24 protein-coding genes are annotated in these 21,536 nt (G+C 61.8%); 9 read left to right on the forward strand and 15 right to left on the reverse strand.

From position 1 onward, the window contains the following. Positions 1-26: 26 nt before the first annotated feature. Positions 27-1,256 (reverse strand): Cdc6/Cdc18 family protein, encoded by a 1,230-nt coding sequence (locus V5735_RS15700; RefSeq protein ID WP_423744365.1) that lies wholly within the window; start codon positions 1,254-1,256, stop codon positions 27-29. Between the two features lie 968 nt (positions 1,257-2,224). After that, positions 2,225-2,710 (reverse strand): pyridoxamine 5'-phosphate oxidase family protein, encoded by a 486-nt coding sequence (locus tag V5735_RS15705; protein ID WP_264780971.1) that lies wholly within the window; start codon positions 2,708-2,710, stop codon positions 2,225-2,227. Positions 2,711-2,859: 149 nt separating this feature from the next. Here V5735_RS15705 and V5735_RS15710 point away from each other — a divergent pair, with 149 nt between their 5' ends. Together V5735_RS15710 and V5735_RS15715 are read left to right on the forward strand one after the other, a co-directional pair. Next, the gene (locus V5735_RS15710; RefSeq protein ID WP_423744366.1) at positions 2,860-3,102 is read left to right on the forward strand and encodes a glutaredoxin family protein; all 243 of its coding nucleotides are present in this window, start codon (positions 2,860-2,862) and stop codon (positions 3,100-3,102) included. Beyond that, entirely contained in the window at positions 3,099-3,632 is a 534-nt protein-coding gene (locus V5735_RS15715) for a cob(I)yrinic acid a,c-diamide adenosyltransferase (protein ID WP_423744367.1), read from the forward strand. The genes V5735_RS15710 and V5735_RS15715 overlap by 4 nt, the downstream gene beginning before the upstream one ends. 173 nt (positions 3,633-3,805) lie before the next feature. On the opposite strand, the gene V5735_RS15720 is transcribed toward V5735_RS15715, so the two are convergent. Then, entirely contained in the window at positions 3,806-4,948 is a 1,143-nt protein-coding gene (locus V5735_RS15720) for an acyl-CoA dehydrogenase family protein (protein ID WP_423744368.1), read from the reverse strand. Between the two features lie 402 nt (positions 4,949-5,350). On the opposite strand from V5735_RS15720, the gene V5735_RS15725 reads away from it, so the two are divergent. The 4 genes from V5735_RS15725 (at position 5,351) to V5735_RS15740 (ending at position 9,514) form a co-directional block, all read left to right on the forward strand. Continuing rightward, entirely contained in the window at positions 5,351-6,178 is an 828-nt protein-coding gene (locus tag V5735_RS15725; RefSeq protein ID WP_423744369.1) for an RIO1 family regulatory kinase/ATPase, read from the forward strand. A 45-nt stretch (positions 6,179-6,223) separates the two neighbouring features. Further along, the gene (locus tag V5735_RS15730) at positions 6,224-6,727 is read left to right on the forward strand and encodes a cupin domain-containing protein (RefSeq protein ID WP_423744370.1); all 504 of its coding nucleotides are present in this window, start codon (positions 6,224-6,226) and stop codon (positions 6,725-6,727) included. Positions 6,728-6,956: 229 nt separating this feature from the next. Beyond that, the gene (locus V5735_RS15735) at positions 6,957-8,495 is read left to right on the forward strand and encodes an aldehyde dehydrogenase family protein (protein WP_423744371.1); all 1,539 of its coding nucleotides are present in this window, start codon (positions 6,957-6,959) and stop codon (positions 8,493-8,495) included. A 518-nt stretch (positions 8,496-9,013) separates the two neighbouring features. Further along, positions 9,014-9,514, forward strand: a complete 501-nt coding sequence (locus V5735_RS15740) for a ferritin-like domain-containing protein (RefSeq protein ID WP_423744372.1) — start codon at positions 9,014-9,016, stop codon at positions 9,512-9,514. Positions 9,515-9,608: 94 nt separating this feature from the next. Here V5735_RS15740 and V5735_RS15745 read toward each other — a convergent pair whose 3' ends face one another. The 8 genes from V5735_RS15745 to V5735_RS15780 form a co-directional block, all read right to left on the reverse strand. Further along, a complete protein-coding gene (locus V5735_RS15745) occupies positions 9,609-11,270 on the reverse strand; it encodes a tRNA uridine(34) 5-carboxymethylaminomethyl modification radical SAM/GNAT enzyme Elp3 (RefSeq protein ID WP_423744373.1) in 1,662 nt (553 codons plus the stop codon). Positions 11,271-11,411: 141 nt separating this feature from the next. After that, the gene (locus V5735_RS15750) at positions 11,412-13,508 is read right to left on the reverse strand and encodes a DHH family phosphoesterase (RefSeq protein WP_423744374.1); all 2,097 of its coding nucleotides are present in this window, start codon (positions 13,506-13,508) and stop codon (positions 11,412-11,414) included. A gap of 270 nt (positions 13,509-13,778) precedes the next feature. After that, on the reverse strand, positions 13,779-13,973 hold the full coding sequence (locus tag V5735_RS15755; RefSeq protein WP_423744375.1) for a hypothetical protein: 195 nt from the start codon (positions 13,971-13,973) through the stop codon (positions 13,779-13,781). Between the two features lie 66 nt (positions 13,974-14,039). Next, on the reverse strand, positions 14,040-14,276 hold the full coding sequence (locus tag V5735_RS15760) for a hypothetical protein (RefSeq protein WP_069451760.1): 237 nt from the start codon (positions 14,274-14,276) through the stop codon (positions 14,040-14,042). Positions 14,277-14,391: 115 nt separating this feature from the next. Continuing rightward, the gene (locus tag V5735_RS15765) at positions 14,392-14,655 is read right to left on the reverse strand and encodes a hypothetical protein (RefSeq protein WP_007977786.1); all 264 of its coding nucleotides are present in this window, start codon (positions 14,653-14,655) and stop codon (positions 14,392-14,394) included. Positions 14,656-14,682: 27 nt separating this feature from the next. Next, positions 14,683-15,294 (reverse strand): YIP1 family protein, encoded by a 612-nt coding sequence (locus tag V5735_RS15770; RefSeq protein WP_423744376.1) that lies wholly within the window; start codon positions 15,292-15,294, stop codon positions 14,683-14,685. A gap of 8 nt (positions 15,295-15,302) precedes the next feature. Continuing rightward, complete coding sequence (locus tag V5735_RS15775; protein WP_423744377.1) at positions 15,303-15,890, reverse strand: thymidine kinase; 588 nt, start codon at positions 15,888-15,890, stop codon at positions 15,303-15,305. Between the two features lie 41 nt (positions 15,891-15,931). Then, positions 15,932-16,513, reverse strand: a complete 582-nt coding sequence (locus V5735_RS15780) for an NADPH-dependent FMN reductase (protein WP_423744378.1) — start codon at positions 16,511-16,513, stop codon at positions 15,932-15,934. 66 nt (positions 16,514-16,579) lie between these two features. Between V5735_RS15780 and V5735_RS15785 the strand changes: the two genes are divergently transcribed. After that, positions 16,580-17,377, forward strand: coding sequence for a hypothetical protein (locus tag V5735_RS15785; RefSeq protein WP_423744379.1), 798 nt, complete (start codon positions 16,580-16,582; stop codon positions 17,375-17,377). Here the strand turns inward: V5735_RS15785 and V5735_RS15790 are convergent. Continuing rightward, positions 17,367-18,272, reverse strand: a complete 906-nt coding sequence (locus tag V5735_RS15790; RefSeq protein WP_423744380.1) for an A/G-specific adenine glycosylase — start codon at positions 18,270-18,272, stop codon at positions 17,367-17,369. The genes V5735_RS15785 and V5735_RS15790 overlap by 11 nt on opposite strands. 149 nt (positions 18,273-18,421) lie before the next feature. On the opposite strand from V5735_RS15790, the gene V5735_RS15795 reads away from it, so the two are divergent. Next, positions 18,422-18,697 carry a hypothetical protein gene (locus V5735_RS15795; RefSeq protein WP_007977771.1) on the forward strand — a complete coding sequence of 92 codons (276 nt, stop codon included), beginning with the start codon at positions 18,422-18,424 and terminating at the stop codon, positions 18,695-18,697. A gap of 39 nt (positions 18,698-18,736) precedes the next feature. Continuing rightward, positions 18,737-19,060 (forward strand): hypothetical protein, encoded by a 324-nt coding sequence (locus tag V5735_RS15800; protein ID WP_007977769.1) that lies wholly within the window; start codon positions 18,737-18,739, stop codon positions 19,058-19,060. Here the strand turns inward: V5735_RS15800 and V5735_RS15805 are convergent. The 3 genes from V5735_RS15805 to V5735_RS15815 all read right to left on the reverse strand — a co-directional run bounded on the left by V5735_RS15805 (position 19,057) and on the right by V5735_RS15815 (position 21,493). Then, a complete protein-coding gene (locus tag V5735_RS15805; protein ID WP_423744381.1) occupies positions 19,057-19,410 on the reverse strand; it encodes a DUF7344 domain-containing protein in 354 nt (117 codons plus the stop codon). The genes V5735_RS15800 and V5735_RS15805 overlap by 4 nt on opposite strands. Positions 19,411-19,480: 70 nt before the next feature. Then, on the reverse strand, positions 19,481-20,131 hold the full coding sequence (locus V5735_RS15810; RefSeq protein ID WP_423744382.1) for a helix-turn-helix domain-containing protein: 651 nt from the start codon (positions 20,129-20,131) through the stop codon (positions 19,481-19,483). A 30-nt stretch (positions 20,132-20,161) separates the two neighbouring features. Beyond that, on the reverse strand, positions 20,162-21,493 hold the full coding sequence (locus V5735_RS15815; protein ID WP_423744383.1) for an aminotransferase class III-fold pyridoxal phosphate-dependent enzyme: 1,332 nt from the start codon (positions 21,491-21,493) through the stop codon (positions 20,162-20,164). Between the last annotated feature and the right edge of the window lie 43 nt (positions 21,494-21,536).

The raw sequence follows: 21,536 nt of genomic DNA on the forward strand, positions 1-21,536 counted from the left end.
TGCTCTGGCGGGAGAATGGTGATTTCTCAAAAATCGTTTTGACACGCTTGGATGACCAGTTTTGGCTCGTCGTACAGGCTGTTAACCGTGTGTTTGCCCTTCCCCCTCCCGCGCCCTCGCTGATCCTGTTTGATGAGGTCGAGGAACTCCAACTCGGTGAGCAAATCCCTAATGCGTCGTTCCTTCAGGGGTTCGGAGTCCATCTGTTCGCAGATTTGGCGGTAGGAGTGCTGGACGACTTTGTTCGGAATCTCGGGGTCCTCCTCGTTCGATTGTTGGACCCGCGAGGCGAGCGCGAGCAGCACGTAGCGCGCGTGCGGTGGCTGCTTGGAGATGAGTTCCGAGATGCGGTTCGCTCCTTCGCGGTCCTGTGCGACGTCGACGTGTTCGTCCCGGACCACCGATTCGCGTTCCTCTTCCGCGACTTCGCCAGCGAACCGGAGCACGTCTATCGCTTTGCGGGCGTCGCCGTGTTCCCGTGCCGCCAGCGCGGCGACCTTCGGAATCACGTCGGTTTCGAGGACGCCATCGACGAAGGCGTCTCGCCGCGATTCGAGGATTTCCCGGAGTTGCGTGGCGTCGTACGGCGGAAAGACGTAATCGCGTTCACAGAGGCTGCTTTTCACGCGCTCGTTCAGTTCGTCCTTGTACCGAATCTTGTTCGAAATGCCGATGACGCCGAGGTTACAGTCGTCGATCTTCCCGGCCTCGTTCGCGCGGGAGAGATTCATCAGGAGATTGTCCCCGGCGGTGTCGCCGCTCTTGTCGCCGATTCCTTCGAGTTTGTCAACCTCGTCGAGGATGATGATGGCGACGTCGTACATGCTTTCGAGGACGGTCCACAGTCGGTTGTAGTACATCGAGGTGCTGATTCCCTGCTCGGGAATGGTCGTCCCGCTCCGTTCCTCGTCGTTGAGTTGCGCGGCGATGGACTGGACGACTTGCGTCTCGGTCGAATCCTGCAGGCAGTCGATGTAGGCGAATCCCGCGTTGACGTCGTTTCGACCGGCGCGTTGCATCATCTGGCGGCTGATGAACTTCGTGCAGAGGGATTTTCCTGTACCGGTCTTCCCGTAGAGAAAGATGTTGTTGGGGGTGTTCCCGTTCAGCGCGGGACGGAGCGCGGTACCGAGCCGTCGCAGTTCGTCTTCACGGCCGATGATTCGGTCGCCGTCGGGGAGGTGTGAGACTTGCAGAAGCTCCTTGTCGTTGAAGATCGCCGTGTCGTCTCCGAAATAGTCCACTGACTCGGACATCTATAGAACCGTATGGCGGATGAGGTTATATAAACGTACCTCCTCATTGCCGCTGTAAATTTAGTATAACAACAGTAGAACGGTTCTATGACTGATTCCTAACCCCTCATTGCCGTTGTAACGACACCGAATTGCCGTTGTAACGACCGTCCAACAGCGGCGAGAGGACACCGCATTGCCGTTGTAAAGTCCGGCTTTGTTTAAATATGTGTGGATTTGGGTTGTCACTGAGACACCCCGTGTTGCCGCTGTAAGTTGGGGTGGTATGCGGTGGACGGGAAGGAGGGGTGTATTCGTGCGCCCATAAACGAAAAATGGGGGAGTAGAGTGATTGAAAGGGCGAACAACCCCTTTTTCTCGTTCCGAGTCTCACAGCCATTCGCTCCGAGTGACGTGGGATTTCCGCTGGAGTCAAAATGCGACCGAGCCGCTACTGATAGTTTGCGACTCTTCTGCGGTGTGGTTAGTAGATTGGCTATTTAGTTCTATTGTTCTCACTGTCGCAGGAATCGCGTCCATCGAGCAGTACGGTGCTCGTCGAACTGTGCTCATTGGTCTCGTCACCGTTCATCGGTGACGCCATCCCACCGACGTCACACCATCGCATCTCCATTGTCATCGCATTTCCATCGTCACATCATCCTCCCGGTCGCAACTACATCATCCTCCCGGGTTGTCATGTCGCAACTGGTTGTCATCGTTATTATCTCATCAGCAATCCATCCATCAATATTCTATCCATTCGTCCAACATTCGAATCGATATTTTCCGACGATTCCCGACAATTCACACCATATTCTCCCTCTACCTCCCTCTTACAGCGGCAACGTGGGGTGCCGGACGACCATCTCTGAAATCAACAACTCCTCCCGACGACTCACCTCGATATTCTCCCACCCGTTTCACATTCCGTTTCACAACTATCTCTGGAAATATGACAGCCTCCGAACTCACGACTGTTTCCGAAGCTAGCCGAACTGCCACTTCGTGGCGTCGTTCGGGTAGTCGCTCCACGCGTAGACGGTCTCCGGTTGTACCGTGAAGAACGGCGCTCCGTGGTGAATCCCGTACTTTCCTTGATAGGCCGAATCGAGTCGGTCTTCGAGGTCCGTATCGGTGACGCGCTCCGCGGTGCCTTCGATGATGACGACGGCTTCGCCACTCTCCCGATGGACGACGATTCTGGAATCCAGCTGGAGATTCCGAACCCAGCGCGTTCGCTCTCCGCCACCGCAATGGACGGTGTCATCGACCCAGACGCCCCACACGGGACGCGCGTGGGGGTGGCCGTCGGGTCGATTCGTGCAAATCCAGTAGTACTCGTCGTTCGCCATCTGCTCGCGCACGAACGTCCACGAGAGCATCCCCGCCTCCTCGTCGGGAATGCCGTAGCTCTGTTCGGTCCGTGGCCGACTCCGATGGGAGTCGAACTCCTCGACGTCGTTTCCCACCATCGACGGACGTACGACACGGATAGGCAAAGAGGTATCCGCCACTTTTCCACGACGATAGTGCACTCCGCAACGGTAGTCCACTCCGCAACGATATGGTCGTTCACTCCGCGACGATAGCTTACTTTATGCTCGCGTTCCATTACTCGCGTATGAGTTCGATAACCCTGTACTCGCTCGACGGCTGTCCGTTCTGTGAGAAGGTTCACGATGCGCTCGACGACGCCGATATCGCGTACGAAACCGAGTGGGTCGAGCCGCTCCATTCGGATCGAAACGAGGTCAAACGCGTCAGCGGCCAGCGCGCCGTTCCCGTCCTCGTGAACGAGGGTTCGGGCGTTACGATGGCCGAAAGCGACAAAATCGTCCAGTACGTGGAGCAGTCGCTCGCATGAAGATATACACCGGACGCGGCGATGCGGGCCAGACGGACCTGCAAGACATGTCCCGCGTCTCGAAAACCGACCCGCGAATCGAAGCCTACGGCACGGTGGACGAACTGAACGCCCTCGTCGGTCGCTGCCGACCGACGGGCCACGACGACGTGGACGACCACCTCCGCGAAATTCAGAATCACCTCCACATCGTGCAGGCCGACTTCGCCAACCCGGACCCCGACGAGGACGACCCACAGGTGAAAAGCGAGCACGCCGATCTCCTCGAATCGTGGATGGACGGCTACGACGAAGAACTGGACCCGCTCACCTCGTTCATCCTCCCCGGCGGGGGCGAATCCGGGGCGAACCTCCACCACGCCCGCGCCGTCTGTCGCCGCGCCGAGCGCCGGGCCGTCGCGCTGGCGAGCGAACAGGACATCAACGACGTTGCCGTCACCTACCTGAACCGTCTGTCTGACGCGCTGTTCGTCCTCGCTCGCGTCGTGAACAAACGCGACGGGGAGCGCGAAGAGAGTCCGTCGTACTGACTTTCCTTCCGCTACTCGGAACTACACTGTCAGCTCACCCTTCGGAATTTCGTGATTCGTGATGATTCTGACGAGGGGGAATTCTAACGAGTGACGAGGTGAGATTCTGATGGTGGATGAAAGCTTCCGACGAGCGATAAAACAGACTTCGACGGATGCTTCCGTTCTCCGACTTACAGTCCCAGTTCCCGCCCGATAACGAGGTGCTGAATCTCGCTTGTCCCTTCGCCGATTTCCATCAGCTTTGCGTCGCGGAGGAACCGCTGCGGGGCGAAATCCTCGGTGTAGCCGTAGCCGCCGAGAACCTGTACGGCGTCTTCTGAGACCTTCCGTGCGGACTCGCTGGCGTCGAGTTTCGCCAGCGCGCTCTCGTGGGAGACGGAGTGGCCTTCGTCGTACTTGCACGCCGCTTTGTGGGTCAGCAGGCGCGAGCGCTCGATTTTGCGGTCCATGTCCACGATTTTGTTGCGGATGGCGTCGAACTTCGAGATGGGCTTGCCGAACTGCTCGCGCTCCTGACTGTACTCGTGGGCCGCCTCGTAGGCCCCCTGCGCGATGCCGGTCGAGAGCGCAGCGATGCTGATTCGACCGCCGTCGAGGGTCTTCTTCGTCTGCTCCCAGCCGTCGCCCTCCTCGCCGAGCAGTCGGTCCTCGGGAACGCGGCAGTCGGTGAACTGGATTTCACAGGTGGGCGAGGCGTTCAGTCCCATCTTGTCCCAGACGGTCGTGACCTCGAAGCCGTCGTCCTCTTCGGGGTCCACGATGAACGTCGAGATGCCGCCGTAGCCCGCGTCGGAGTCCGTGACGGCCTTCACGAGGACGCTCCCCGCGACGTTGGCATTCGTGATGAACTGCTTCGTGCCGTTGATGACCCACTCGTCGCCGTCTTTCTCCGCGGTGGTGTCCATGTCGCTGGCGTCGGAACCGGAGCCGGGTTCGGTGAGCGCCCACGAGCCGAGGTACTCGCCCTCCGCGAGCGGCGTCAGCCACCTCTCTTTCTGTTCTTCGGTGCCGAACATCTCGATGGGTTTCGACGCCAGCGAGATGTGCGCAGCATACGAGAGGCCGATGGACCCGGACACCCGTCCCAGTTCCTCCGCGACGAGGGCGTACATCAACTGGTCGCCGCCCAGTCCGCCGTACTCCTCGCTGACGGGAACGCCCATCATGTCGAGAGCGGCGAGTTCGTCGAAAATCTCCGCGGGGAACCGGTGTTCGGTCTCTATCTCCTGTGCAATCGGCTCGATCTCCTCGTCACAGAACTCCCGAACGGTGTCCCGCACCATCTTGTGTTCGCCGGGAAGATTGAAATCCATGCGCAATTTTTGCGCGGGTTTGGCTATAAAGACACCGCCATGTCTTCGACATGGCGAGCCTTCAGTCGCTCCGCTCCTGAAGACACCGAAGCAGGGAAGCCTGCTTCGAGCCTCCACTCGCGGAGACACCGCAACAACTCTGTTGCTGCGAGCCTTCGGTCACTTCGTTCCCGAAGACACCGCTACAGCGTAGCTGTAGCGAGCTCTCATTCGCTTCGCTCACGAGACCACCGCAACGGCGTTGCCGTTGCGAGCCCCCACTCACTCCGTTCGTGGGGACACCGAAGCAACATACGTTGCTTCGAGGTCTCGTTCATTCCATTCACGAGACCACCGAAGCACAACGAAGGGGTCTCGTGACAGCGAGTGACTTTATCAATAGGGGGGACTAACCAACCTCCGATGGGTATTCGGCGACTGGTTCGTGGCACGATAGAGTGGCCGCGCATCGAGGCGGTCATTCGGGAGATTGCGGAGCGGTACGACCGCGAAGAGGTTCGCGTCGAGTTCATCGACGCGGATAACTGGCTTTCGACGCCGTGCGTCGTGGACGACGAGTGGTTCGTCAAGATAACGACGGGGCAGAACTCTCTCGTCCACGCGCTGTTCACCAGCGCCCGAAACCTCGGCGCGTTCACCAGCGGCACCGAGGGGTTCTTCGAGCACTTCGCCGGGCCGGAGGAGATGGCCGAACACGAACTGGAAGCCACGCGGAAGATGCGCGAAATCGGGCTGAACGTCCCGGCACCGATAGAGTCGTTCGAATACGACGACCTCGGCGTGTTAGTGATGGAGTACCTGCCGGACTTCGAGACGTTCGAGCAGATGCCCGAGACGGAAGTGCGCGCGTACGCTCCGAACCTGTTCGCGGCGCTGTCGCGCATGCACGAGAACAACCTCGCGCACGGCGACCTGCGCGGCGAAAACGTCCTCGTTGCGAAAGGGGAAATATACTTCATCGACGCGACCAGCGTGAACGGAGAGCGAATCGACGAGGCGCGGTCGTACGACCTCGCGTGTGCGCTCGCCTCGCTCACGCCGCTCATCGGCGCTCGCGACGCGGTGGTCGCCGCCCGGGAGCATTACACGGCCGAAGAACTCCTCGCCGCCCGCGAGTTCCTCGACTTCGTGAACATCCGCCCCGACCACGATTTCGACGCCGCCAGCGCGAAGGGGGAGATCGAAAAGCTCGCCGAAACGGAAGACAGGGAAGAACGGGAAACAAGCTGATCGCTCGCCGGTGCTTTCTTGTTCGCACTCCGCGAGCGGACGGATATGACCGACGAGCGACCGCGAATCGTTAACGAGTCGAACCTCGATTGGGAGGAAGAATCACACGGACGGGATTTTCACGCGCGCCGAAAACGACTCGGAGCGATGGCTGGCGGCGAACAGTTGGGGTGTAGCCTCTACGAACTCCCGTCGGGCAAGAAATCGTGGCCGTATCACTACCACACCGGCAACGAGGAGGCGATTTTCGTCCTCGACGGGACTGGGACGCTCCGAACGGAGGACGGGGGGACGACCCTCGAAGCGGGGGATTACGTCGCATTTCCGGTCGGCGAAGAGTATGCCCGTCGGGTCGTCAACGATTCGGACGACGAACTTCGCTACCTCTGTTTTTCGACCATGCGCGAACCCGACGTTTCGGTGTATCCCGACTCGGGGAAGTTCGGCGTGTTCGCGGGGTCGGCACCGGGGAACCGCGAGGGTCGAACGTTAGCCGGGTACTTCCCGCTCGATGCCGAAGTCGGATACTGGGACGGCGAAGACGAGTAGCGGAACGAGAAACAAATCGGAAGGGACGAAGAAGGCGAACGGGAGGGTGAGAACGAGTCGGAAGGGCTGAAGAAGACGCGCCAGAAGGTGAGAACGAAGCCGGAAGGAAGAGAGAAAAATACGATGTGGTGGTCGCCACCGGTCATCACATCGGGGCGATAAAACCCGCTTCGTTCGTTAGGAATTGGGAGTCTTTTTTAGCGTACCCGTCCGAGTTCTTCTCGAAGATATGAGTCAACAAGCCAGCGAGCAGGTTTACAGCCACTACATCGGCGGCGAGTGGCACGACGGCGCGGGCGATGAGACGTTCGAGAGCGTCAACCCGGCGACGAAGGAGTCGCTCGGCGAGTTCCAGCGCGGAACACCCGAAGACGTCCAGACCGCCCTCGACGCCGCGGAGGAGGCAGAAGAGGAGTGGCGCGACCTTTCGTACATCAACCGCGCGGAGTACCTCTGGGACATCTACCACGAACTCCGAGAGCGAACGGACGAACTGGGCGAAGTCATCACGAAGGAATGTGGGAAGGAGATTTCCGAAGGGAAGGCCGACGTCGTTGAAGCCGCGCACATGGTCGAGTGGGCCGCGGGCAACGCCCGTCACCCGCACGGTGATCTCGTGCCGAGCGAGATTCCGAGCAAGGACGCCTACATGCGCCGCAAGCCGCGCGGCATCATCGGTTGCATCACCCCGTGGAACTTCCCGGTCGCCATCCCCTTCTGGCACATGGCCCTCGCGTTGGTCGAAGGGAACACCGTCGTCTGGAAACCGGCCGAGCAGACGCCGTGGTGTGGGCAGATAATCGCCGAGATGTTCGAGGACGCGGGCATCCCGGACGGCGTGTTCAACATGGTCCAAGGCTTCGGCGACGCCGGAAACGCCATCGTCGAGGACGAGCGCGTGGACACCGTGCTGTTCACCGGCTCCTCGGAAGTCGGTCACAAAATCGCGGGCAAGGTCGGCGGCGAACCCGGCAAACTCGCGGCCTGCGAGATGGGTGGCAAGAACGGCATCGTCGTCACCGAGAACGCGGACCTCGATGTCGCCGTTCACAGCGCCATCATGTCCTCGTTCAAGACGACGGGCCAGCGCTGTGTCTCCTCCGAGCGCCTCATCGTCCACGAGGACGTCTACGACGAGTTCAAGGAGCGCTACGTCGCGACCGCGAAGGAAGTCTCCGTCGGCGACCCGCTCGACGAGAACACCTTCATGGGACCGATGGTCAACGAGGAGCAGGTCGAGAAGTTCGGCAAGTACAACCAACTCGCCAAGGACGAGGGCGCGAACGTGCTCGTCGACCGCGAGGAACTCGACGACGACGAAATCCCGGACGACCACGAGAAGGGATTCTGGGTCGGTCCGTTCGTTTACGAGGTCGATTACAGCCCCGACCTGCGCTGCATCCACGAGGAAGTGTTCGGTCCGCACGTCGCCCTGATGAGCTACTCGGGTGGCATCGAAGAGGCAGTCGAAATCCACAACGACACGCCCTACGGACTTGCCGGAGCCATCATCAGCGAGGACTACCGACAGGTCAACTACTTCCGCGACAACGCGGAGATCGGCCTCGCCTACGGCAACCTCCCGTGCATCGGCGCGGAGGTCCAGTTGCCGTTCGGCGGCGTGAAGAAGTCCGGCAACGGCTACCCGAGCGCCCGCGAAGCCATCGAGGCGGTTACCGAGCGTACGGCGTGGACGCTCAACAACTCGAAGGACATCGAGATGGCACAGGGCCTCTCGGCGGACATTAAGACTGAAGACGAAAACTAACCGGGATAAGTCGAGCGGTGCGAGACGATTCCCCGTAGTTCTCGTCTTCACAGAGGCGAGTAAACAAACCCAAATTCCCGATTTTTCTTCGAAACCGAGCGCTGTCGCTGACGTTCGAGTTACGACGGGGAACGAGACCACTCTCGAAGAAGATAGCGTTTCGATAGGAGACGACGTTTCGGTTTTGACTTGCGAAGATGGAAGACGGCGAGAGGCGAGACGGGTGGGTGGTGGCTTCCGGAAGCCAATGTGGGTCCGACCAGTTCCCACGCGACGAAGCGCACAGTCCCAGTTGTTGCCAACACACGACGAGAAAAGCGTCGTATACTGGCGTTTATCCCTTTTCCCTTCTCGGTTATAAATCTGTGCAACTCGCTTCGCTCTTTCGGCGGTCGCCATCGACGGATGGTGCGGTGACGGCGCGGCAACGGCGAGTCGTGACGCTTCGATAAATCCGTTGCATAGGCAACAATCTCGCTTAGGGAAACGCGGACGGTCCGTTTGTACGCTGATTCATCATGACTGGGAACTCACTAAACGATCTGTTCCACGACGGACTGAAAGAGATGTACTACGTCGAAAACGAACTCCTCGACGCGCTCTCGGAGCTGTCAAGCGAGGTGAACCACGACGACCTGCAGAACGCCTTCGACGAACATCGAAGCGAGACGGAGAACCACATCGACCGCCTCGAAGACGTGTTCGAGCACATCGGCGAATCGCCCGAACAAAAGCAGGTGCACGCACTCGACGGCCTCGTCGAGGACCATCAGGAATTCTCGAACGAGGACCCCGACCAGGAGGTACTCAACATGTTCGACAAGGCCGCGGCCGAGAAGTCGGAACACCTCGAAATCGCCGCCTACGGGAACCTCACGTTCATGGCCGACAAACTCGGTCACGACGGCGAGATTGCGGACCTCCTCGAAGCGAACCTCCGCGAAGAACAGGACGCGCTGGACGAACTGAAGACCATCAGCGAGCAGTACGACGGGGAATCGGTGCCGATGCAGGGCTGAAGGACGACCGGTTTTCGACACGGAGAATCGATTTCCATCCTATTTTTCGCGTACCGGGATGCGAGCGAGGTACAAAGCGGCCCGCTCGCGGCGACTACAGCCGCTTGCTGACGTACGGACCGTCCTGGTGGTAGCCCAACTTGTTCCGGTAGTACTCCCGCGCGCCGATGCCGGAGATGACGCTCACCTTGTCGTAGCTCGCGTCGGCGGCGATTTCCTCGGCCTTCGCCATCAGTTTCCTCCCGTAGCCGCGGTGTTGGTGTTGGGTGTCCTCGCTCGTTGCCCCCACCCCCACCTCGGTGCCGTAGACGTGGAGTTCGCGGACGACGGCGGCGTTGTCGAGTTCGCGCCGCACGGGGTCGCCGGGGAAGCGAAGCCGACAGAAGCCGAGGAGGAGGTCCTTCCTCCTATCTTCGAAGCTGATGAAGTGCTCCGTGCCGCCCGCGGCCTCGTAGGTCATCACGTCGAGTTCGACGTTCTCGGGTTCCTCGTCGTTCATGCCGACTTCGCGGCAGCGGATGCAGTCGCACGTCCACCCGTGTTCTTCCATCCGCTGACGGGCCAGTTGTCGGAGGTTGGACTTCCACACGCCGCCGTCGATGAAGTCCGCCGGGATGTCGCGCTGGACGCGCTGGAGGCGGACGTACTTCGGAATCATCGACTTGATTTCGGCGACGAGTTCCGCGGCCTCCTCGTTGCGGAGCGGTTCGTACTCGCCCTTGTACCACCAGTCGTAGGTCGCGGTGCCGCGGACGACCAGCGTGGGGTAGATTTTGAGGTAGTCCGGTTTCCACTTCTCGTCCTCGAAGATGCGGCGGAAGTCCTCCACGCACATCTCCTTCGACATGCCGGGTTGGCCGGGCATCATGTGGAAGCCGACCTTGAACGCCGAGTCTCGGAGGCGCTGATTGGCTTCGATGGATGCTTGTGCGCCGTGGCCGCGGTGCATCTCGCGGTTGATGCGCTCGAAGGTGGTCTGGACGCCGACTTCGACCTTCGTGCCGCCCAAATCGAGCATCCGATTTATCTGCTCGGGGTCACACCAGTCGGGTTTCGTCTCGAACGTCGTCCCGATGTTGCGGATGTCGCCCGTCTCGTTCTCCGCGATAACGTCTTCCAAATACTCGAACTCGTGTTCGTCGGGACTCTGTGCGAAGCTCTCGCCTTCCGCCGGTTCGGGTTCCTTGTTCACGTCGTAGTCGTTCATCGCCTCCAGCGCGCGCTTGACGAACCACTCCTGATAGTCGTGGCTGCGGGCGGTCATCGTCCCGCCCATCAGGATGAGTTCGACCTTATCGACGGGGTGGCCGATTTGTCGCAGTTGCTCCAAGCGGAGCGTCACCTGCCCGTACGGGTCGTAATCGTTCTGCACGCCCCGCGCCGCCGCGGGTTCGTGGCCCGTGTAACTCTGCGAGGAGGAGAATTCCGAGGACGGACCGCCGGGGCAGTAGAGACATTTCCCGTGCGGGCACTGCTCGGGGCTGGTCATGATGGCGATGGGTGAGACGCCCGACGCGGTTCTGACGGGTTTGCGCCGCAACACGGCTTCCAGTTCCTCGCGGCGCTCGTCCGGCGCGTAGTCGAGAATCTCGGAGTTCTTCGGCACTTTCGGCGACGAGTACTCCGAACAGGCGTCGAGTTTGGCGCTCTCCACGTCGTCGCGCTCCACGTCGCCCGCGAGGATGCGGTCTATCAGTTCCTCGCAAACCTGCTCGAACGCCTCCGTCTCCGTGGCGTCCGGCGTCTCGGTACTCATTGCTACGTAATCGTCGATTCCGCCGGATAAGCGTGTCGTCTACGACCGATTCCGTGATGGACGAAGGGAACGGTGGTAATCGAGGAGGCGAGGACGGAAAGAGAAAGATGAAGAAATGAAAGTCCGCGAACCAGCAGTTCCTTAGTTCAGCTGTTCGCTGACGGCTTCGATGACCGCATCCAGCGCCTCGTCGCGCTCGCCGCGGAGGAATTCGAACTTCCCGTCGCGGGTGCCGACGGGGACGATTCCGGCTTCCGGCGCGCGGTCGCGCACCGAGTCCGCGATGTCGCGGACGTTGATGACACCGTCGCTTCGGATGTGAACTTCGTCGTCCGCCAGTCCGAGGGTGACGTTCTGGCTGCCGGGCTGGCCGGTCATGTCGCGGCGGTGGAGCGCGTCGAGGAGGACCGACGACGACGGGAAGTCGAAGCGGTGGGTGTAGGCGTCCGTGTCGAGGACGGTGAAGGTGACGCCGTTCGCGCCGCGGACCGTGAGGTTCGGCTCCGCGGTGTCGAGTTCGTTTTCGAGTTTCTTGCGGAACTGCTCGCTGACGTGTTCGGCGAGGTCGCGCTTCGCGTGCTCGAAGAGGAGGTCGGTGATGAGTTCGCGCTTGTCCTCGTAGGACTGGTAGTAGGCTTCCAGCGCGACCGCCTCGCGGAGCGCGGTGACGTGGGCCTCGTCGTAGCCCACGTCCGTTGCGAGTTCGACGTACTCGCTCGGGGTGTCCTCCCAGTAGCTGACCGCCGGGAGGTGGGACACGTCGTCGCGCACGTCGGTGTTAACGTGGGCCGCGACGTTCGCGCCGAGGACGCCCGCCGTCACGCTCTCGCCCGACTCACCGAGGTACGGATTGACGACGCTATCCGCGGTTTCGGCGACGTCGTTGTCCGGGTAGTGCGTGTCGATGACGACGTGGGGCGCGCCGTAGATGTCGAGGAGCGAGAGTCCGTCGCTCGACTCGACGGTGCTTCCGGCGTCTACGAGGACGAAGAGGGGGAGTTTCTCGTCGTGGCGCTCGCGGTTGTCGAGCATCATGGTCGCGTCCTTCGTCGCGTCCTGCATGTCGTAGAAGCCGTCTTCGAGCGGTCGGCGGTCGAAGTAGTGGTACTGGGCGTCGCTTCGTGCGTGTTCGTCGCGCACGAGCGGGAGGACGGCGCGTTCGATGGCCGCACCGGCGACGTAGCCTTCCGCGCTCGCGTTGTGCCGGACGATGACGGGGCGGGACTCGATGACCGCGCGGCGAATCGTACTTGCGGCGTCACGGATGTCCTCGTGAATCGCCTCGACTGCGGCGTCGTCGGCGAGCGGTTCGACGTCGGCGGGGCGGGCTTCGTCTTCGAGCGCCTTCGCCAGTCGGTCTTCGACGGCGGCTCTCTCGTCCTCGGTGAGCGCGTCGAGCTGTTCGGTCTCGACTTGGAGTTCGTTGTTCCGGAGTTCGACCTCGCCGGTCAGTCGGGCGATGTCGCCCGTATCGACTTCGGGGTAGGCGCGAACGCCAGCCTCTTTGAAGGCCGCACAATCGACGACGGCGGTCTCGTCGCGGAGTTCGAATACCGTCGGGCCGCTCGTCTGGCTCGTGCTGACGATTTCGCCTTCGATTCGAACGCGGTCGCCAACGCGGTCGCCCAGCGTTTCGATGGCGACGCGTTCGGGAACCTCCATCTGGGAGGACACCGTGGCGCTTCCGACCGCGTTCCCGGAGCCGTCGGTCGTCGCCGACGGGTCCGACGAGCGTTCGGGCGTGGGTTCGGATTTCGGTTCGGCGTTCGATTCAGGTTTCGACTCGGTGTTCGAATCGGAGCCGGATTCGTCAGCGGCGGGCGAGTCGTCGGTTCGCTCCGCGTCGTCGTCCGCGTCCTCGTTCGGGAGGTGAACGTCGGTCCCGTCTTGGACGAGTTTGCCGCGGAACTCGCGTTCCGATTGGCGGATCGACCAGCTGAGGTCGACGTTGCCGTTGTCGCGCACGCCGATGACCTCGACGTACACGGTGTCGCCTTGGTCCCAATCCAGACTCTCCAGTCTGCGGTCGAGCTCGCTCTTGTGAAGCAATCCGGTTACGTGGTTGCCGATGTCGATGAAGACGCCGAAATCGGCGAAACCGTCTACGGTACCTTTGTAAAATCGTCCTGAAGTGAGCTGTTCCGGGCTGCTACCTTCGAATTCAAAGAGAACGTCCTGCTCGTGGCTCGAACAAATCGGGCCGTCAGCAGGCGTCCCGCAAATGACGCAGTTACCCATTTATACTGGCAAAGAATAGTCCCGGCCTAAAACGGTTGTCGAATTCCCGACGCCGTTCTCGGCCCGTCACGCCGGGCCGACCGACCCGACGGCACCCGCAATGGGATGGCCAAATTAACATAATCCAAACTAATTGATTAGATATAAAATCAACTCGCGGGTCCGAGGACGAACACGCTGTAACGAATGGGGCGTTCGTTGTCCGCAATTATTATTCATAGTGTTTGGAACGCCGAACGCGACGCGACCGACCGTGTGCCACCTGTCGGCTTAGTAGTAATAGAACGAAAAGTCGTCGCCGCAGTGATGGCAGTGAACGAGTTTCCCCTTCAACTGGTCGTCGTCGGACGACGCTTCGACGCGTCTTCGACGGCCGAGGTCCACGTTCGCTGCCGAGCCACAGTGCGGACAACCAATGCGCATGGCTGACTGGGACATGGCCACGACTTCGACGAGGAAAGCCATAGTTATACTCCGTCTAATCACGTGACACTGCGTATTGCTACCATGCAACAGTATCCTACGGGTCCGTCAGTCCCGTTCGCGGTGTCGGTGGCCGAAGACGAGCGCCACCACGTTCGACAGCAGCAGCAGGAAAAATGTCTGCTGTTGACCGGCCGTGTCGAGACCATTGACGAGGAGCGGAACGTAGAGGAACGGCAGCATGACCGCCGCCCAGAAGCCGATAAAGCGTATCGAGGAGACGAACGAGTGGGGGGACGATAGGTGCGTCTCGTCACCGTCCACGTCGTTCGAATCGGTAATCATGGACATGTGCGTCGAATCGTGCTACTATCTACCACGATATTATTATTGGTCCCCTAACGAGCCGAAAAGATAGTACACGGTGAGCCGGTCGGTCGGATGGCCGTCCGTTCCGTCGCTATTCGAAGACGGGACTGTCGTCTTCCAGTCGCTCGATGTCCGCCGCTATCTTTCTAACGTCCTCGGGGAACAGCGAGACTTGAACCTCGTTTCCGTCCTCGTCCTCGAACACCAATTTCACGCGCTTGTCGCCGAACTCCCGTGCTTCCGCCGATTCCACGTCGAACAGCTTCGCCGTCGCTTTCTTGTTCGTCGGACCGACGTTCTTCAGCGAACCGTCCTTCAGTTCGACCATAAAATCGTCCAGCCGTAGGTTGAGCATACCGTCGATACGACTTCCGTCCCTTAATTACCACGGGACGGCGCTCGCCAATCCGGGAACCGTGACCACGAGGGCGCGGAACCCGCCGAAACCGTAGCCGAACACGACCGCGGCCGGGAGCGCGCCCACGACCGCCGCGCGGAGATAGGACGTGTTGTGAACTTCGCACATCCCGATGACGAGCAGGGCGGCCCCGTAGACCGTACAGGCTGCACGTAGCTCCGGGATGGGAAGTCCGGCCAACAGGCAGGGTGCGACCGCGTACCCGAGGACCTGTACCGTCTCGCTGATGCCGCCGCGTTCGGGAACGAACAGCATCAGGATGACCGTCTGTAACGCCGCCGTCAGGTGGAGGACGGCGGGCGCGATGAACAACCCGACCAACGCCAGCGCGAGGAGTTTCGTGAGGAGCGGTCCCCCCGCGATGGTGCCGACGGTCAACTCGCCGGTCGCCATCCGCGTTGCGACCTCTATCAGCGTTACGAGGACGCCGAACACCATCCCCGGGGCTTGGTCACCCGGCGCGACGCCGGTTCGGAAAAAGCGGCGCGGCCGCACGAGAACCTCTATCCACGCGCGGACGATAGCCTGCGGTCCGCGGTCGCGTCCACCGGTCGGATTTTCGACCCACTGCGTCACGGTTCCCTCTACTCGCTCCGAAGGGTATGACAGTTCCGACACCGCGCTTCGTAGGACTCCTGCGCTCCGACCAGAATCGTCGGGTCGTCTACGTGCGCCGGTTCGCCGTCGATGAGGCGCTGATTTCGCGTCGCGGGTTCGCCGCACGTCGCGCAGATTGCCTGTAGCTTCTCGACGTACTCCGCCAGCGCGATGAGTTGCGGAACCGGGTCGAACGGTTCGCCGCGGAACGTCTGGTCGGTCCCGCTGACGACGACGCGTCGCCCGTCCTCCGCGAGAAATTCACAGACCGAGACGAGTTCCTCGGAGAAGAAGTTGGCCTCGTCGACGGCGACGACCTGTTCGCCGTTCAACCCGTCGGGAATCGACCACACGCCGTCGTCGTTGGGTTCGACGACGGTCGCCTCCCACGAACTGCCGTCGTGCGAGCCGACGGTATCCTCGCCGTAGCGGTCGTCCAGCGCGGGCTTGAACACCGCGACCTCTTGGCCCGCGATTTCCGCGCGACGAAGCCGCCGAAGTAGCTCCTCCGTCTTCCCGGAGAACATACAGCCGGTGATGACCTCGACCCACCCGCTGTTCGTGATTTTGTGCATGCTCGAATGGCGCTCAATCCGACGTCAAAAGGGTTGCTCATTCAATCGACTGCGCCGATATTTTCCCCGCTCTCGAAACTCTTCGGGCAGGGTTCGATGTTCGCGTACAGGACGGTTTGTCGCCCGAGCGCGACGACACGGCTTTCCAACTCTCCCTCGGTGAACGCGCCGTTCACCACCGCACTGTGCGAACGCGGTACCGCGGCCTCGTAGGGGAGCACCCACGCGTCCAGCGCCCGACAGACCGACCGGAGGTGGTCCATCGCCGTGACCGGAAATCGGCCACCAGCCACCGCGAGCAAGCCGACCGTCTTGTCCTCGAACTCGTCGAACCCGCAGTAGTCGAGCGCGGTCTTCAGCGGCGAGGAGTACGACCCGTGGTACACCGGCGTCCCGAGGATGACCGCATCCGCCTCGCGCACGCGACGTTTCAGTTCCGCGGCGTCGCCAGCGTCCCGGTCCGCGGGGTCGAACAGCGGCAGGTCGAACTCGCGCAAGTCGAGCAGTTCACCGGTCCCGCCCTCCGATTTCACCCCGACGAGCGCGTTTTGCAGCGCGACCCGGGTGGTGCTCTTCTCGTTGAGACTACCGCAGATGGCCACGACGCGGGGTTGGTTCGTCATACCATGACGTGAGTGCGCCAGAGCGAAATACGTTGTCGGCGAACGTCCGTGTCGAGGTTCCGAACGATGGCCACGAATCCTCCTGACACGACGACCTTCGAACCCTCCCACACGCTGATGGCTGCAGACTTCCACGGGTCGGCGGGCGCGATTTTCGAACTCGCGCTCGACCGCGCCACCGACGGCTACGTCGGCATCGACCACGACGAACTGGAGATGGACCTCCCGGACGCGCCGCGCTGTCGAACGACGTGGAACGCGGTGCGCGACTCGCTCTCGTGGGTCGACGACGAGCATCCGGACGCGTGGTATCACGCTTCCCTCCCGGACGCCAGCGCCGAACTCCGCGACCTGTGGTCGCTCGAGGACGGCGACAGCGGCGCCTTCTTCCTCCATACCGCGGTGCTCACCATCGACGACGAGTGGCTCTTTTTGGCCGTGCCACACCACTCGCTCTGCTGGCTGAATGCGCCCGACGAGTCGTTCGTCGATGCGGCGGACGATGCGCTGGCGACTCACCGGGCTTGCGTCCTGCCGGAGAAAACGCGCGTCGAGTGGTCCGGCGATGGTCGAAACTATTCCATCTCCGGTACGTCCCTCTGTGTGGAAGGCGGACGCCTTCGGACCCGCGGCTGCTACGGCCTGTCGAACCTCGAAGCCGTGCGCGCGAACGAGGACGAACGAACGCTCTCGCTCACGTGGCGATCGGACCCGATTCCGGGGGCGGTCGGACGGGCGCTGATGAGCGCGATGTCGCTGGTCTACGACCCGCCGGAGCGGTTGCAATTCGAGGACGAAGCGACGTTTCGAGACGCCGAGTCTATCCTCCGAGAAATCATCGAGAAGCGCGACCCTACCGTCTGAGCCGCGCGACCCACTCGTCACGCTCCTCGACCGCCACCAACCCGTCGTCTTCCAAATCCGAACACAAGTCTCGGAGCCACTCCTCGCCGTAGTCGCCGCCGTAATCGATGCGGACTCGCGGGCCGAGTTTCGAGAGCGGGAGTTCGTCGTACTCCTTCAGAATCGAGACGACGCGGCCGCGCATCTGCCGCCGCGAGCCTTCGAATTTGGGTTGCGTGGGAACGTCCGGGGCGGTGAAGTCACCCGTCTCGTAGGCGTGACACCACTCGCGCCACGGGCATCCCGCGGTGTCACAGGAGGGCGTCTTCTCGCAAGCCACCCCGCCGAGTTCCATGACGGCGTTGTTCCAGACGCGCGATTCCCCGTCGGGCATGAGTTCGCTCGCGGCCTCCTCGAAGGCGGCGTCGTCGTCCGGTACGTCGAAGGCCCGATAGAGGACGCGCTTGACGTTGGTATCGACCACGGCGTCACCGTTGTTGAACGCGAACGAGGCGACGGCGTTCGCGGTGTACGGTCCGACGCCCTGCAGGTTCTGGAGTTCGTCAGGCGTCTCGGGAAACGCGCCGTCGTACTCGGAGACGACTTGGTTCGCCGCCTCGTGGAGGTACTTCGCGCGGTTGTTGTAGCCTAGGCTGTGAGTCGTCCAGAATCCCACGACAGCGGAGCGGTCCGCGTCCGCGAGGTCGGCGGCGGTCGGCCAGCGGTCGAGGAACGCCTCCCACGCCGTGACCACGCGGCCGAGTTGCGTCTGTTGGCTCATCACCTCGGAGACGAGGATGGCGTAGGGGTCGTCCGTCTCGCGCCACGGGAACGTCCGATGGTCGGACTCGTACCACGAAACGAGGGCGTCGCGCACCGCGTCGATGTCGGGAATCGACCACGCCGTGTCGGTCATCAGTGGCGGTTTCGGACGGAGGCGTTTTACGCTAGCGGTTTTCGGAACGCGAACTATCCTCCCGCCGTCATCGTGCGGTTCACGACAATATTTAGCACAGCGGAGTGTAATCTGAAGGCTTATTGCACGGTCGTCGTAATCTCCGCAAGATGCACGTACGGCCCTCCACACTCTTCCTCATCGGTGTCGCCATCATCGTCGTTCCGGTGGCACCGCTCGTGTTCGCCCGCGGTCCGTCCGTGTGGGTCGCCATGGGTGGGACGTTCATGCTCGCCGGGATGGGAATGTCGCTCCAAGAGAGTCGGGGGAAACGGTCGGCGCGCGAGTCGAGTCCCCAGTCGTATCACTACATCATCTGTCCGAACTGTGACGCCCGCAATTTCGCCAGCAGGGACGTCTGTCGGCTCTGTGAGGAGCGCTTCTAGAACGAAAGCCGTATCCGACTCCCGACCAACCTCACGGCAATGAGTCTGGACGACCTGACGGACGACGTGCAAACCGCCTATTCGTCGCTCGACGAGGAATTTTCCGTCTCGCTCGACCGCGAAACGCGCAACGAACTCGCCATGCTCGGGACCGCGTTCGACACCGACGACCCCGAGGAGATCGTCCGCCGTGCGATACACATGCTGTTTCAGACGACGGTGGAGACGGGGAACCTCGATTTCCACCTCCGGAGCGCGTACGACGTCACTTACGACGAGTATCTCTCGGGGATGACGTTCGAAGAAATGACGGGCGCAGATCAGTTCCCCCAGCGAGACGACGAGCGCCGCTATCAGTTCTAACGGACGAGCCGTACCGTCCCGCTCTCCCGGTTCCACCGAATAAATTCGGCCGCGTCGAGTTTCGGGAGGTGCGTGTGATAGAGGTTCGTTTTCACGCGCTGACGGTCGAACTCGCTATCGGCCGCGGCGAGGTAGTCGGCCAGTTCCCCGATGGCCACTTCCCGTTCGATTCGGTACAGGTACCCGACGATTTCCTGTCGCGGTTCGGCCGCCAACACGTCGTGTATCTCCGGTGGGATGTGAAGGAGGACTCTCAGTCCGAGGGACTCCACCGTATCACTGACGGTCGTCGGACGATTTACTGACGCTGTGGCCTCGGTCCGTCGTCGGTCGTTTGGCGCTTCTACCATCGTCTGGTCGAAAGTGTGGGGTGACAAATAGAGAATTGCCTGTTATTACAGCCCTCTTTTACGTGGTTCGTTATCGATTCCCGTCCGCTTCGAGGAGCACCGCTTCGAGGACGGTTCCGGTTCCGCGCCGAACGCGTTCCGAGACCGACTGCTGTGTGACTCCGAGTTCCGCGGCGAGTTCGGTCAGCGTCACGCCGCGGGGGACGTCGAAGTATCCCTCTTCGATGGCCAACACGAGCGTCTCGCGTTGCTCCGGCGTCAGCCCGAACTCTTCCCGTTCGACCGTGACATCCGTCGCGACCCGGTCCAGCGTGTAGCGGATGTCGTGGGCCACGCAGTAGTCGTGGAACTCCGACAGCGCGGCGTGGTCGTGGAACCGAAGTCGGAACCGCCAGACTCGGTCGCCGGTGGCTTCGAGGATGGTCGCACCGACCGCCGCGATGCCGTGGATGAAACTCTCTACTTCCTCGCTCCACTCGGCCCGGTAGAGGACGCGCTCATCTACCCTGTCCAACGCCACGAGCGATTGAACGTTCGGGTTGCCACGCACGTCTCGTTCGAACGTCTCGAAGTCGGTCCCGATAGCCCAGAAAAACGGGAGTACCTGTTGAGAGGACGGGACGACGCGCTCCAGTTCGACGTGAACGTCGGCGTGGGTATGCAGGGCGGTTCCGAGGACGAACTCCTCACCGGAGATCGACAGGTCTGCCATGACGCTCATGCGGGAGAGACGCCACGGACGGATATAGTGTTACGCGACGTCCTCGATGGCGTCGAGCAGGATGTTGACGCCGAGGTCGATTTCGCGCTCGGTCACGTCGAGCGGCGGCAGGAGACGGAGCGTTTTGTAGCCACAGCCGAGCGTGAGGAGCCCGCGCGAGAGCGCGGCGTCGACGACTGCTTCGCGTCGGTCCTTCGTGTCGAACTCGACGGCGAGCATCAGGCCTCGGCCGCGCACGTCGACCACGGATTCCGGCGCGGCGTCGGCAATGAGTTCGCGCGTTTGTCGGCCGCGCTCCTCGGCGTTGGCGAGCAGGTCGTGTTCGTGAATCGCGTCGATGGTGAGCGCTCCTTGGAGCGACGAGAGCACGTCGCCAGCACCCCACGTGGAGGAGAGTCGGCCCTTCTCCTCGGGGAACACGTCCGAGCGCGAGATGGTCGCGCCGACGCGGAGCGCCTTCGCGCTGGTGATGACGTCGGGTTCGAGGTCGAGGTGGTCGACCGCCCACATCTCGCCCGTTCGGCCCATGCCGGACTGAATCTCGTCGGCGATGACGTTGATGTCGTAGGTATCCTGGATCTCGGCGATGTCGCGGATAAAATCGTCGTTCGGGACGCGGTAGCCGCCCTCTCCCTGCACGGGTTCGAGGATGATGTAGGAGACCTCTTCGGGGTCGATGACGCCTTGGCCGGGGTCGAGTTTGTCGGCGACGACGTTGCCGCCCGGTCCGTTCGTCTTCCACCCACACTCACACTCTCCCTCACAGGAACAGTACGGAACGCTCACGATGCCCGGAATCTCGGGGTAGCCCTTGCGGTGGGCGACTTTCGAGCGGTTGAGCGAGAGCGCGCCGAGCGTCCGCCCGTGGAACGCGCCGTCGAAGTTGAACGCGCGGTGGCCGCCGCGGTTGTAGCTGATTTTGATGGCGTTCTCGACGGCTTCCGCGCCGGAGTTCGACAGGAACACGGTGTCCATGTCGTAGTGACTCGTCACGTCGACGAGTCGCTCCATCAGTTGCGTCGGCCCGGGGAACTCGGGGTCCTCCGGCGGCCACCCGCCCGCGGCGTAGAAGTCCTGCCCGGCGATTTTCGTCGGGTCGGGGAGCGGGAACTCGTCGAGCTTGTTCATGATTTTGGGGTTGTTGTACCCCAGCGGCGCGGCAGCGACGTGGCTAGTAAAATCGAGGAGAACGTTTCCGTCCACGTCGGTGCAGAACGGTCCTTCGGCGTCTTCGGTCAAGTCCCAGACGAAATCGTAGACGTACGTCGTCGGGGCGGCGAACTGGTGATGGTAGTCTGCCCATTCTCGTGCTTTTTGGCCCGGCATGTCCCGAACCTGTGGCTCGGCCGTTTCTCGGTCCATGTAGCGGGTACGGATAGCCCCATTTTAAAAAGTTCGTTGTGTG

This window comes from Haladaptatus sp. SPP-AMP-3 (genome assembly GCF_049568665.1).
Lineage (GTDB): Archaea > Halobacteriota > Halobacteria > Halobacteriales > Haladaptataceae > Haladaptatus > Haladaptatus paucihalophilus.